At 60.8% G+C, this 12658-nt stretch carries 10 protein-coding genes and 2 riboswitches; of the genes, 5 read left to right on the top strand and 5 right to left on the bottom strand.

The features are described from left to right. Positions 1-81: 81 nt before the first annotated feature. Positions 82-1203 (top strand): SMP-30/gluconolactonase/LRE family protein, encoded by a 1122-nt coding sequence (locus BUE09_RS05115; RefSeq protein ID WP_073299630.1) that lies wholly within the window; start codon positions 82-84, stop codon positions 1201-1203. A 133-nt stretch (positions 1204-1336) separates the two neighbouring features. Here BUE09_RS05115 and BUE09_RS05110 read toward each other — a convergent pair whose 3' ends face one another. The 3 genes from BUE09_RS05110 to BUE09_RS05100 form a co-directional block, all read right to left on the bottom strand. Continuing rightward, positions 1337-2245, bottom strand: a complete 909-nt coding sequence (locus tag BUE09_RS05110; protein ID WP_073299629.1) for a chemotaxis protein CheV — start codon at positions 2243-2245, stop codon at positions 1337-1339. A gap of 124 nt (positions 2246-2369) precedes the next feature. Continuing rightward, entirely contained in the window at positions 2370-3557 is a 1188-nt protein-coding gene (locus tag BUE09_RS05105) for an acetyl-CoA C-acyltransferase family protein (protein WP_073299628.1), read from the bottom strand. 152 nt (positions 3558-3709) lie between these two features. Beyond that, positions 3710-5845 carry a NosR/NirI family protein gene (locus BUE09_RS05100; RefSeq protein ID WP_073299627.1) on the bottom strand — a complete coding sequence of 712 codons (2136 nt, stop codon included), beginning with the start codon at positions 5843-5845 and terminating at the stop codon, positions 3710-3712. A 202-nt stretch (positions 5846-6047) separates the two neighbouring features. On the opposite strand from BUE09_RS05100, the gene BUE09_RS05095 reads away from it, so the two are divergent. The 4 genes from BUE09_RS05095 (at position 6048) to BUE09_RS05080 (ending at position 7518) form a co-directional block, all read left to right on the top strand. Further along, positions 6048-6359: a hypothetical protein gene (locus BUE09_RS05095; protein WP_073299626.1), complete on the top strand. Its 312-nt coding sequence runs from the start codon at positions 6048-6050 to the stop codon at positions 6357-6359. 64 nt (positions 6360-6423) lie between these two features. Then, positions 6424-6717, top strand: a complete 294-nt coding sequence (locus tag BUE09_RS05090; protein WP_073299625.1) for a GNAT family N-acetyltransferase — start codon at positions 6424-6426, stop codon at positions 6715-6717. Between the two features lie 72 nt (positions 6718-6789). Further along, complete coding sequence (locus tag BUE09_RS05085; protein WP_073299624.1) at positions 6790-7143, top strand: YkgJ family cysteine cluster protein; 354 nt, start codon at positions 6790-6792, stop codon at positions 7141-7143. 33 nt (positions 7144-7176) lie between these two features. Further along, positions 7177-7518, top strand: a complete 342-nt coding sequence (locus BUE09_RS05080; protein ID WP_073299623.1) for an FKBP-type peptidyl-prolyl cis-trans isomerase — start codon at positions 7177-7179, stop codon at positions 7516-7518. A 133-nt stretch (positions 7519-7651) separates the two neighbouring features. Here the strand turns inward: BUE09_RS05080 and BUE09_RS05075 are convergent, their stop codons facing one another. Next, positions 7652-8917: a D-amino acid dehydrogenase gene (locus tag BUE09_RS05075; RefSeq protein ID WP_073299622.1), complete on the bottom strand. Its 1266-nt coding sequence runs from the start codon at positions 8915-8917 to the stop codon at positions 7652-7654. A 62-nt stretch (positions 8918-8979) separates the two neighbouring features. Beyond that, positions 8980-9066: riboswitch (glycine riboswitch) on the bottom strand. A gap of 4 nt (positions 9067-9070) precedes the next feature. After that, positions 9071-9168, bottom strand: a riboswitch (glycine riboswitch). 212 nt (positions 9169-9380) lie between these two features. After that, a complete protein-coding gene (locus tag BUE09_RS05070) occupies positions 9381-12500 on the bottom strand; it encodes an ATP-binding protein (protein WP_073299621.1) in 3120 nt (1039 codons plus the stop codon). Between the last annotated feature and the right edge of the window lie 158 nt (positions 12501-12658).

Below are 12658 nucleotides of genomic sequence, written 5' to 3'. Positions count from 1 at the left end.
TTGACAACGACGCAGGCGCTGACAATACTCACCATGGTTGTACGATGACTACATCAACAATAACGACGGACGAACCGCCTCATGACGATCAAGTTCAACGCACCACTCGCCAGCGACGAGCCAGAAAACGCCAGACGCTCATTTCTGAAAAGCTCGCTGCTGTTCTCAGCTGGCGTTGCGTCGATGGGCAGCCTCGGCTTTTCCCGCCTTGCCTCCGCCGAGCCGCTGACCCAGCGTTACCCGGATGAGCTGGTCGAAATCCTCGACGAAAGTTTCGCCAAGTACCGGCTGTTCAACGCCAGCGTCGAACGCCTCGCCACCGGCATGCGCTGGGCAGAGGGCCCTGTCTGGGTGGGTGACGGGCGCTACCTTCTGGTTAGCGATATTCCTGAAAACCGCATCATGCGTTGGGACGAAATCACCGGCTCCTTCGATGTTTTCCGCCAGCCTTCCAACCATTCCAACGGTCTTGCGCGCGACCTTCAGGGCCGGTTGCTGACGTGCGAAGGTTCGACCACCAATGACCTGGGCCGTCGTGTGACCCGCACCGAGCCCGACGGCAGCATCACCGTGCTGGCCGACCAGTTCGAGGGCAAACGCTTCAACTCACCCAATGACCTGGCAGTTCGCGGCGACGGCTCGATCTGGTTTACCGACCCGCCTTTCCAGACTGGCAATTACTACGAGGGCCACAAGATCCAGACTGAGCTGGCAGACGCCGTTTACCGCATCGACGGTGAAACCGGCGCCGTGACCCGCGTGATCGACTCGATTTCCGGGCCTAACGGGCTGTGCTTCTCCCCTGATCAGAAAACGCTGTACGTCGTGGAAGGTCGCGCCAAACCGAACCGGTTGGTCTGGGCCTACCCGGTCAACGCAAATGGCACGTTGGGCGAACGCCGCAAGCACATCGAAGCCTCGGCGTATGGCGCACTGGATGGCATCAAGTGCGATGAAGACGGCAACTTGTGGTGCGGTTGGGGCAGCTCAGGCGCTCCGGAAGCGGTGACCGCCGACCTAGATGGTGTGATGATTTTCAACCCGGCGGGCAAGGCGATCGGCAAGATCCGGTTGCCGGAACGCTGTGCCAATCTGTGCTTCGGCGGTGCCAAGGGCAACCGCCTGTTCATGGCGGGCAGCCACTCGCTGTATGCGCTCTACGTCAACACGCGTGATGCGAGCTTCGGCAAGTACGGCAGCTGAGCAGGCTCCAGTCTTTCACCAGCGCAGCTTTCCGTAGCAGCGAGCTTACTCGTAAAGAACTGCTACACCAGGCTCAAGCATTCGTGAGCAAACTCGCTCTTACAGGATGGCGCGCCCCGAACGCTCCAATCGCTCAAGCGACCGACGCATCCTCGCCGAGGTGAATCACCCGGGCCGCGCGCAGCATGCACTTGGTCATTTCGGGCGGTGAAAACTTGGTCAGGATGTCATTGGCACCGGCGGCTTTGGCCTTGTCGGTGCTGATGGTGCTGTCCAGCGAGGTGTGCAGCAGCACGTAAATGGAGGCGTAATCCGGATGTTTGCGCAGTGCCTGGGTGAAGGAATACCCGTCCATTTCAGGCATCTCGATATCCGAGACCACGCAGTTGATCGCCTCGTAGCTATCCTTGAGGCTGTCGAGTTTCTCGAAGGCTTCGCGGGCGCTGCGGACCGCATGGCAAGTGATGCCCATCTTGGTCAGCGCCGATACTGACATGTGAATGGCCACCTGGCTGTCATCAACGATCAGCGCGCGGGTTTCGGTCAGCAACTGCGCGTCCTGGTCATCCAGATGAGAGATGTCGGCCTCACCCGGAATGGGGGCGATGTTGTGGATGACCTTTTCCACGTCGAGGATCTGGATCAGTTCGCCATCCACTTCCGCCGTTCCGGTAATGAACGAGTTGGTGCGCGCGCCATAGGGCGGCGGCAGGATCTTCGACGTCTGGATATGCACGATCTTAACCACCGCCTGAACATGCAAGCCCTGTTTGGAACGGCTGATCTCGGTGACGATCAGACAACCGCCCTTGGGATCCTGCAACGGCGCCATGCCAATCGCCAGGCTGAGGTCGATCACCGACAACGGCTGGCCCCGCAGCGTAGCGACGCCGCGGACATGGGGATGCGATTCGGGCAGCCGCGTCAGCGACGGCGTCGGAATGATTTCGCTGACCTTCAACAGGTTGATCGCCATCTGCTTGCCGCTGCGCAGCGTGAACAGCAGAAGCGATAAGGCGTCGGTAGCGGATGCGTTGTTCATGGGTGGTCCTGTGGAATGCCGGTCTCGTGCGGAGATGTAACCTCGCTAGAGCTTGTCGGCGGCCGCGCGGAAATCTTCAATGGAATCTGCGCGGCACGACAAGCTGCGGCCGCACCGCCGAAGTTCAACAGCGCTCGAAGACCGCCGCGATCCCTTGCCCACCACCGATGCACATGGTCACCATCGCATAGCGCCCTTGCACCCGCTGTAATTCGTGGATCGCCTTGACCGTAATGATTGCACCGGTCGCGCCCACCGGATGACCGAGGGAAATGCCCGAGCCGTTGGGATTGACTCGCGCCGGGTCCATGCCCAGCTCCTGCATCACCGCGCAGGCCTGGGCGGCGAAGGCTTCGTTGGCTTCGATCACGTCGATCTGGTCGAGGCTGATCCCGGTGCGCTCCAGCACCTTGCGCACCGCCGGCACCGGGCCAATGCCCATGTACGCGGGGTCAACGCCGGCATGCGCATAGCCAACCAGCCGCGCCATCGGTTTGAGCCCAAGCGCCTGTGCGCGCCCGGCCTCGGCCAACACCAGCGCCGCAGCACCATCGTTAAGCCCCGAGGCATTGCCGGCGGTCACGCTGCCGTTGTCTTTCTTGAAGATGGGCTTCAGCGCTGCAAGGCGCTCGGCCGTCAGGTCGGAGCGCGGGTGCTCGTCGGTATCGAACAGCACGCTGCCTTTTCGGGTCGCGACTTCCACCGGAACGATCTGTTCGCGAAAGCGGCCGCTTTCGATTGCACGCACGGCGCGCTGCTGGCTTTCCAGTGCCAGCGAATCCTGCTGTTCGCGGCTGATGCCATAGCGCTCGGCGACATTTTCCGCGGTGACCCCCATGTGGAACTTGCCCCAGGGATCGTGCAACAGCGTGTTCATGTAATCGATCGCTTGGCTGTCACCGAGGCGCGCGCCCCAGCGCAGGTTCGGCAGGATGAACGGGCCACGGCTCATGCTTTCCGCACCGCCACCAACGGCCACATCGGTGTCACCCAGCAGGATTGACTGGGCCGCCGAAATCACCGCCTGCAAGCCCGAGCCACACAGTCGGTTGACGTTGAACGCAGGCGTTTCCAACGGGATACCGGCGTCCACCGCAGCGACCCGCGCCAGGTAGCCGTCCCGTGGCTCGGTGGGGATCACATTACCCATCACCACGTGACCAACGGCGTCCGCTGGCATGCCGGAGCGCTCCAGCGCACCGCGACAGGCAGTGGTCGCGAGGGTGATCAGGTCGACGTCCTTGAGCGCACCACCAAAGGAGCCAATCGGCGTGCGCACTGCACCAACAATGACGATTTCACGTTCAGCCATGGGTTTCTCTCTGCTGAGAAGATCGGAGCGTGCCGGGGATGCCGACACGGCGAGTCGCCCGATCCTAGCGGCCTGAGGCGAGAGAACAATACGCAGCTGCGCAGAGGCGTTGTGCGAATTTGCAGAACCGAACGGTCAGCCGCAATCGGCGATCAGCTAGCCGGGACACGCGGCGCCATGGCATCACTGGCGATCAGCTCGCTCTGCGCCTGTCGAGCCGCCTTGTCGGCTCGCTTGCGCGCACTGATGGTCGCCACGCACTGGTCATCGTTGTTTAGGATGACGATGCACTCCAGACACTGGATGCACTCGTCATAGTCGATACGTCCATCGCGCTTGATTGCACCGATCTCGCACTGATGCTTGCAGTGCTGGCAGGGTTGGCCGCACGCGTCGATACGCTTGAGCCAGGAAAACAGGTGGAACTTGCCGAGCATCGCCAACCCCGCACCGAGCGGACAGATGTAGCGGCAGTAGAACTTGTGCACGAACAGACCGAGCCCGAGCAGAACCATCGCATAGAGCACGAACGGCCAGGAGCGTACGAAGAACAGTGTGATGCTGGTCTTGAACGGTTCCACTTCGGCAAGCCTTTCGGCCAGCGTCAGCGAATAGAAAGCAGTCGAGACCAGTCCAATAAGGATCAGGTATTTCAGCCACTGCAAGCGCTGATGGCTGCGATCGGAGATTTTCCATTGGCGGATGTGCAGGCGCTTGGCCAGCCAGCCGAGCATTTCCTGCAGCGCGCCAAATGGACAGAGCCATCCGCAGAATACGCCACGGCCCCACAGGAACAGGCTGACAAAAGTGAAGCTCCAGAGGATGAAAATCACCGGGTCCATCAGGAACACACGGATATCGAAGTTTTCGCCCAGCGCCAGCAACAGCGTGAAGATATTCACGACCGAGAGCTGTCCCTGGGCATAGAGGCCGATAAACCCCAGGGTGAAGAGTAGAAAGCCGGCGCGCAGCAGATGGAAACCACGGCTGTGCCGGCTGATGCGGTGCTGCCAGATGAATACCGCACTCAACAGGATCAGCGACATGCCAAGCACGCCGATCTGCCATATGCGCTCCTGCCACATGCGCAACCAGATGGGCGTTGGCTCGACTGCAGCCTGTGCCTCTTCGATGTTGAACAACGCCTGGTCGAGCTGAAAGTCTCGGGTGAACTGCGTGCTGCTTTGCACCAGATGGTTGCGCTGCAAATTAACGTTCAGGCGCAACCCAGCAGGCTCGGCAGGGTTGAAGGCGCTATGTGCCTTGATGCGGAAGATCTGCGCCTCGCCTTCATCGAGCGGCACGTCGAGCTGTTCCATCACCGCACCGTTGTTGAAGTTCATGTCATAGAGATCGATGGCGTGGTCGTTCTGCATCAGCACCAGCCGGCTGGGCGATGTGGCCGGCACGAAGTCGTCCGGCACATGGCGATACATGCCCGAGGAAAGCACCAGCACCGCCTGTTCGTCGGCTTTCAACTCCTCGTTGAGTCTGGCGAAGCCTGCGTCACCCAGCAGGTTGCGACCAATGCTTGGCGCGTTCAGGTAGGCGAAGTAGAGGTCGGTGAAGGGCTGCGTATCGCTCTCCGGCTCGATCCCCAGGTATCCCTCGATCGAATGGCCCAAGCCACCTTCGACTTCTTCGCGGCTGATTGTCCAGTGCTGGAGGTAGTCGCGTTGCAGCAGCTGTGACCAGTCGAGCGGTTCATAAAGGTCAGGCTTGGCCGTGGCCAAGGGACCACTGGCGAACCCTTCAAGCAGCTTGCGGGCCACGCTCAGGGCGGAGAGCAACACGGTTTCGTTGAGGATCACCACCGACACGGTTGCCTTGCTCACCCCGTCGATTCGGACTATCGACTCACTTTCGCTGGCCCCTCCCTGTGAACCGCCCACCACAATGGGTATGCCGATCGATTTCTGTTGGTACTGATCGACGAAGTCGAACAAAGGTTGTTCGCCTAGCCCGTGCAGGAAAACCGGCTCGTGATGTTCAAGCACCTTCACTCCAGCCAGCACGCCCTGAGCTTCCATGCCTATCAGCAGACGGATCGGCTTGCCGGAAAAGCCCTGCAGGTTCGAGTAGTCGGTGGATTCGAAGGCATAGCCAAGTAATTCGTCCAACTGATAGACACTGTGCACCGGCGGATTGTCTTGCTTCGGCTCGATGCGCGTAGCCTTGGGAAACAGCTGCTGGATCTGCGCGTCCAGCTCCTGCGCAAACAGCGTTGGGCTGGCCAGCATGCTCAATAGCAATAACATCCGCGAAAAGAAGCTGGCGCGACGTGACATGGATGCTCCAGACGTATTGTTATGCACCCATGCTATTCCCCGCTCAGCACACTGCCATGCGACTTGCTGGTCGGTACGGCACTACTTCAGTCTCATACCAAGACCCGGCTGGCAATGTCACGCCTGTCGCGCACGCTCATCGCGACGGAACGATGCACGCCGGCTAGGGGCCCAAGCTACACAACCCAAGGGAGGCCCAGCGATGACCAAGGCAGTCAAACCGGACGCCGAAGAGCCCTACTTCGAAACCCCTGCCCATATACCCAGCGGCAGCAACCATCAGATTCCCCACAGCCATCGGCTGGTCTACCGCGATCATGACGTGATCGTGCACCTCACCGGGTACGAATACGAAACCTTTGGCGAGACGCTCTGGGCCGTAGGGGCCGAAGTGGTCAAGGATCAGGAAATCATCGTCCCGGTGCGCGTTGACCAGACGCAGTACTTCAACAGCTATGACGAAGCGCTGGCACACGGCACCTCGCTGGGCAAGCGCCTGGTCGACGAGTTCTAGCGCCTTCACCACCCGAACAGCCACCGCCGCCCAGACGCGGCCAGACCAACCGGAGATGATTTTCATGAACGATGGTAACGCGGTCGTGCGACACGACGAGTCCCAGCAATGCTATGTCCTCGACGTCGGCGGCGAGGCGCTAGGCGTCGCCCGCTATGAAGACGAAGGCGATCGCCGGGTATTCAGCCATACCGAGGTCAACCCAAGCCTGGAGGGTCAAGGCATGGGCAGCAAGTTGATCCGTGAATCGCTCGATGACGCCCGTCAGAGTGGCAAGCGCATCGTGCCGGTGTGCGAGTTCGTCGCGGCCTACGTGAAGAAGCATCACGACTGGGACGATGTTCTCGAGGCCCGATAAAAGCAAGCGGAGGGGCAGGCATGTATCGCTCAGACGAGTACCATGCCGGCCCCCTGATCCAAAAAGCCGCGCATGACCTCTACCAACCGCAAGATCGATCATCTCCGCCGCCAGATCCCGGGTTTCGCCTGCGAACCTGGCTGTCACGATTGCTGTGGTCCGGTCACCGCTTCTTCGGAAGAAATGGCCTGCTTACCGCATAAAAGCGTTGCTGAGCACGACGCCGCCCTGGCGCACTGGAATTGTGTGCACCTGGGCCCAAACGGCTGCGAGGCCTATGAACAGCGCCCGTTGATCTGTCGACTGTTCGGCACCACCGCCAGCCTGCCCTGCCCTCGCGGCCGCGGCCCGGAAACGCCCACCGCGCCAGAGGTGGAAAAGCAGGTGCATCAACTTATTGCCAGCACGCGCCAGGTGCTGGTCTAGCAACGCACACAACAAGACATCACGAGAGACACGATGAGCAACGAACTTCGGATCGAAGACATCCAGCTTGGCGACGGCAAGGCCGTGGTCAAAGGCGCCCTAATCACCACGCAGTACCACGGCCAACTCGAAGACGGCCGCGTGTTCGACTCGTCCTATGATCGCGGCAAGCCGTTCCAGTGCGTGATCGGCACCGGCCGGGTGATCAAGGGGTGGGACCAGGGATTGATGGGCATGAAAGTCGGCGGCAAACGTCGGCTTTTCGTCCCCGCCCACCTCGCCTATGGCGAACGGCAGGTAGGTGAACACATCACGCCGAACTCGAACCTGCTATTCGAGATCGATCTGTTGGAAGTATTGACCCGTGACGACTGAAGGCCACCGGGTCTATACCCGAAGGTCGCCGTAGCATCAGCCGGGCATATAGAGCCACGACCTCAGCCACACTCAAGACAGACGCAACTCGAGCCGATGACGGCTGCAGCCCACGCGGCAGCCGTCATGGATTTCAAGCGTGGGCCGGCTGACCGCTGACGGTGGCCGTCGACGAGGAGCGGCCCATCGACTCGCCCACCACATCACCCAGCATGTCAGCTGTTATGGCGCAGAGCGTCCAACCGAGGTGGCCGTGGCCGGTGTTGTAGAACACGCATGGAGAGCTGCCGCGGCCAACCTTGGGCATCATGTTCGGCATCATCGGGCGCAGGCCGGCCCAGGGGACCACGCTTTGGGTGCTGACGCCCGGGAAGCACTCAGCCACCCAGTCCACCAGCGGACGGATCCGATCGGCGCGGATGTCGCGGTTATAGCCGTTGAACTCGGCGGTGCCGGCCACTCGTAGGCGGCTGTCACCCAGGCGACTGGTGACCAGCTTGGTTTCGTCGTCCAGCAGGCTGACGGTAGGCGCTGCGGCGCGACTGGTCTCGTCGTTAAGGTTGACCGTGATCGAATAGCCTTTGACGGGGTAAATATTCACCCGATCGCCAAGTTGTGCTGCCAACGCGCGGCTGGCGGTTCCGGCGCATATGACGATGCCGTCGAATTGCAGCGTTTGCTCGCCGCCAGGCGCTGCGATCGTCACGCTGGCGCCCTTGCCATCGGTTGCAACCCGAACAACATCCTGCCCGTAGCGGCAATCGACGCCACGGCGAATGGCAGCCTCGGCCAGCCCATGGGTGAACTTGTGGATGTCACCGGTCGAATCGCATTCGGTGTAGTAACCACCGTAATACCGGCCGGCCAGGGTCGGTTCAATAGCGCGCATCTCGTCGGGGGTCACGCTGCGGCGGGGCAAGCCGCCCTGCGCGAGCAATGTCGAGACTTTGCCAGCATGGTCGAAACCGGCCTTGTCGCGGTAGATGTGCAAGATGCCGGCTTTTTTCAGATCGAAATCAATGCCCTCTTCCTCAGCCCAGGCGAACAGGTGCTCGCGCGCCGCAATCGCCATGCGAGCGGTTGAGATGGTGTTGTCGCGGTATTGAGGGATGGATCCGATGAACTCGGCAAACCAGGACAACTTGTGCCAGCTGGGTTTGGGATTGACCAGCAATGGCGCATCGCTCTTTAGCATCCACTTGATGCCCTTGAGGATGGTCGACCAGTGATTCCAGACTTCGGCGTTGGAAGCCGACAGCTGGCCGCCATTGGCAAAGGAGGTTTCCATCGCTGCATAGCGATGCTTTTCCAAAAGAGTGACGTCGAAACCACGCTTGGCCAGCGCGTAGGCGGTTGTGATGCCGGTGATACCGCCACCAATGACAGCGATCTTTTTCATCTGTGCAGCTCCAGAACGTCAAAGGGTCAGAGCCCGTCCGCGACATGCGGATCAGACGCCCCCTCTGTTCTGGACCTGAGAGTTTCACGAGCGCTGCTCGCTTGCTCCTTCGGTGCGACGGGCGACGACGGCCCGGCGGCTCTTCAGAGTTCACACGTGATAACGGTCCTTTTGCCTGAGAGTTTCCGGGGCGGTTGCTCCTTCGGCGCTGCACACGACCAAGCCGCTGCAGTCTCTCCCGATATCACTTCATGGCCATGAGCGCATGCTCATGGCAGTCCTATCACAACAAAATGGCCTCAGTCAGCACCCGTTGCTACGGGTACGCTGCTGCTAGACTCAGCCATTCAATGCGTCCTGACACTCACCACGACGATGCAACATCGGTGCGCGCTTTGGTCGCATGCTCGTTCTACCGCAGATGCGGGACAGAAGATAGCCCCTACGCGACTTTGGTCTGACCTCAACCACCTACCACCGCAATCAACCGACGCAGGTCGACCGGCTTGGTCATATGGATATCGAACCCTGCGGCCAGCGCCTGTTCGCGATCACTCGGTTGTCCCCAACCGGTGATGGCAATCAAACGCACACCGGCCCCACTGGGATGGGCTCGAATCGTCCGCGCTACTTCGTCGCCGCGCTGACCGGGCATGCCGATATCCAGCACCACCACCTCCGGTTTGAGTTGCAGATAACGTTCGAACGCTTCGATGCCGTCAAACGCCAGATGCACCTCGTGGCCCTCCAGCCGAAGGATTTCGGCCATGGTTTCGGCAATGTCGCGGTTGTCGTCGGCAACCAGCACGAGCCGTTTGTTCAGAGTGACGCTTTCGCTGACATCAGCGCTTGCGCCGACGTTACTGGCCGGCAGGACCGGAAGGGTCAGGATGAACTCCGCGCCGTGACCTAGCCCCGCGCTGCGCACGCGAAGGTCTGCTCCGTGCAGCTTCGCCAGCCCTTTGGCCAGTGCCAAACCGATCCCTAGGCCGGAATTGATGTGAGATTCGGCGACGGGCACTTGGGCAAACCGCTCGAAGATCAACTTGAGGTTCCCTCGCGCGATACCCAGACCATTATCAATGACCGAAACGTTGACGGTGTCACCGTCCCGAGTCGCAGTGATGCGAATGCAACCGCCGTTAGGGGTAAATTTCGCAGCGTTATTGAGCAGGTTGGTCAGGATCTGCTCGAGACGAAGCGGATCAGCGTTCAGCTGGATCGGCGTGTCCGGCAGTGTCACTACCAGCTCATGCTGCTTCGCCTCGATCTTTTCTCGGGCAGTCTCGATGGCCGCATCGATGACGTTTCGCAGATCCAGTTGTTCCTTGCGCAGGACCAGTTTGCCAAGCGTGATACGGGAGATGTCGAATAGGTCGTCAAGCAGCAGCGCCATATGCCGCACTTGCCGCTCGATGATTTGCTGGCTGCGGAGCTTCTGCGCATCGCTTGCCGCGGCAGAACCGAAAATGCCAGCCGCCAACCGAATCGGCGCCAGCGGGTTGCGTAACTCATGGGCCAGGGTCGCCAGGAATTCATCCTTTCGCCGCGCGGATTCGCGAATCTCCTGTTCATGGAGCTTGGCTTGGGATACGTCAGCGAACCAAACCGCCAGGCTTTGATCGAACGGCGTCGCGATAAGCCGCACCCAGCGCTCGCTATCAAACGCAGTACTGCGTAACTCCAGATCGCGCGGTTGCTGAAGCTGCGCCACCTCCAACAAGGTTTGCAGTGTTTGTGGATTGGCCGCATCACCAAGCACCTCGCGCAACCGCCGCCCGGTTAGCGCGGCGACTGTTCCGCGCAGGCTGGCCGCACCGGTAAGGTTGATGAAATCAAAGCGGAAGTCGACCACCTCGCCCGCCGCGTTCCGGTGGGGAGACAGGACTGCAAAAGGTACCGTGGATGAATTCAATGCCACCTGCAGGCGCTGCTCGAACATGCCCGCCTTGGTTTGTGCCCGCGCCCGATCGATGAACACCGCGGCCAGGCCCGCCAAGACATCAGCCAGTCGTATCTCTCTTTCCGTAGGCGTCCGAGGCTCTTTGAGCTGTACGGTAAGCGTGCCGAGTACGCTGCTGTCACTGTGCCGAATCGGCGTGCAGTGAACCGAGCGAAACCCTTCACTGCGTGAGACCGAGACCAGCTCACTGAAGCAGGGATCGGCTTCAGTATCGGTCACGATCACGCGCTCCCCTTTTTGCATCGCGATCCCACAAGGCCCCAGGTCCCGCTGCATGTTTTCCATCAGCGCCAGCGAAGCAGCAGAAAAGCCTTTCGATGCATGAACGCGCAAGGGGGACCCTCCGTCGCTGAGCGCCAGGAGGCCATGCGCAGCGCTGTGCAAGGTGCACAGCGCGTCGATGATCGCTTGCAACTGGTCGTCCAGGGCAGGCATCTGTAACAGGCGGCTGCTCAGGTCCTGGACCAACTTCAGATCGCTGACCTGCTCGGTCAGATCCTGCTGCGCCAGCTCCAGCTGCGAGAGCATGTTGTCACGCTCGGCCTCACTCGACAGACGCGCCTGAGCGGCACGTTCGAGCGCTCGTCCGACTTCGCGGATTTCTTCGATCTCGCTTTCAGGCGCCTGAAATGTTTGTCCCTGCCCGATAGCCTGAGCCGCCCGCCGCAAATGCCGCATCGGAACGTTGATCCGCCGTGTCGCGAACAGGGCCGCGGCCACCGCAAACACCAGCGACAGCAGCAGCCCGCCACCGTACAGCGTATAGGCACGCGTCGCTCCGGCTTCGACGACCTCTGTGGGCACACCGGTCGCCAACACCCAACCGGACGGTTGCAATCTCACGAAAGAGGTATAGGCCGACGTGCCTTCCATGGTTGTGGACAGGCCAACGCCTTCTTCGTCGGTATTCTCCTGCAGCATGGCCGCCAGCGTGGGCGAAGCCGGATTCCCAAGCGTCTGTTGATGATGCAGAGAGCGCGCGATACGCAAACCGCTGGAGTCCAGCACGGTGTTGACCCAGCCGGCTGGTAGCCTTCGGTTGGCGATCACATCAGCAATGGCCTGCGGCTTGAGCACGGCGGTCAATACGTAATGAACCGCGTCGCCTTGGAATACCGGCACACGAAGAGGGACGCCCCAGGCTCCGCCGGGCCCCTTGCTCATGCTTCCAACTTGCGGTTTGCCTGTTCGGATCAACTCGGCGAAGCTGCGTGGCTCTGCGATGGCTTTGGAAGCCGGAGGATTTTGTAGCGAAACCCGCTTTAGCACCTCGCCTTCAGAACTGAGCACCAGCAAGGCATACCAGCTGGGTACCGAGGGCAATACGCGGCGAACCATGTCGGCGAACTCATCGATATCACCTTCATCCAGCAGCGGCGACTGCGACAACGCCTGGAGCACATTGAGCGACCGGCTCAGCTCGACCTCCACGGCCGTCGCGGCGAGGCGCGTAGCTTCAAGGCTGCGCTGCTTGGCCAACTCTGTCTGTTCAGAAACGATCAACAGCATGCCCAGCCCGGCCACCAGGGCCAGCGGCAAAATCCCGGCCAGGGCAATGGTCAACAAGCGACTACGCAACGGTACCGACCGTCCCGAGTTGCTTCCCGCTGCGTGATTCAAATTATCGTTTCCTTTGACGCCTGGACGGATCAGTCGCGAAATATTTCTGCCAAAACGAGTACTGCGTCGTGCGCTGCGCGCTAGCTTAAGCGATCGGTTGATGGCACGCATTCACTTGGAAACCCGGGTACCAGACAGGTTCCATCTGCACCCTGATG

The sequence above is a fragment of the Stutzerimonas xanthomarina DSM 18231 genome, assembly GCF_900129835.1.
In the GTDB taxonomy this organism is placed as follows: domain Bacteria; phylum Pseudomonadota; class Gammaproteobacteria; order Pseudomonadales; family Pseudomonadaceae; genus Stutzerimonas; species Stutzerimonas xanthomarina.
This window is presented reverse-complemented; position numbering and strand designations above follow the sequence as displayed.

Bases quoted from the DNA above. Each gene is read 5' to 3' on its own strand.
- BUE09_RS05115 (WP_073299630.1), top strand. From the start codon at position 82: ATGACGATCAAGTTCAACGCACCACTCGCCAGCGACGAGCCAGAAAAC.
- BUE09_RS05110 (WP_073299629.1), bottom strand. From the start codon at position 2,245: ATGAACAACGCATCCGCTACCGACGCCTTATCGCTTCTGCTGTTCACG.
- BUE09_RS05105 (WP_073299628.1), bottom strand. From the start codon at position 3,557: ATGGCTGAACGTGAAATCGTCATTGTTGGTGCAGTGCGCACGCCGATT.
- BUE09_RS05100 (WP_073299627.1), bottom strand. From the start codon at position 5,845: ATGTCACGTCGCGCCAGCTTCTTTTCGCGGATGTTATTGCTATTGAGC.
- BUE09_RS05095 (WP_073299626.1), top strand. From the start codon at position 6,048: ATGACCAAGGCAGTCAAACCGGACGCCGAAGAGCCCTACTTCGAAACC.
- BUE09_RS05090 (WP_073299625.1), top strand. From the start codon at position 6,424: ATGAACGATGGTAACGCGGTCGTGCGACACGACGAGTCCCAGCAATGC.
- BUE09_RS05085 (WP_073299624.1), top strand. From the start codon at position 6,790: ATGACCTCTACCAACCGCAAGATCGATCATCTCCGCCGCCAGATCCCG.
- BUE09_RS05080 (WP_073299623.1), top strand. From the start codon at position 7,177: ATGAGCAACGAACTTCGGATCGAAGACATCCAGCTTGGCGACGGCAAG.
- BUE09_RS05075 (WP_073299622.1), bottom strand. From the start codon at position 8,917: ATGAAAAAGATCGCTGTCATTGGTGGCGGTATCACCGGCATCACAACC.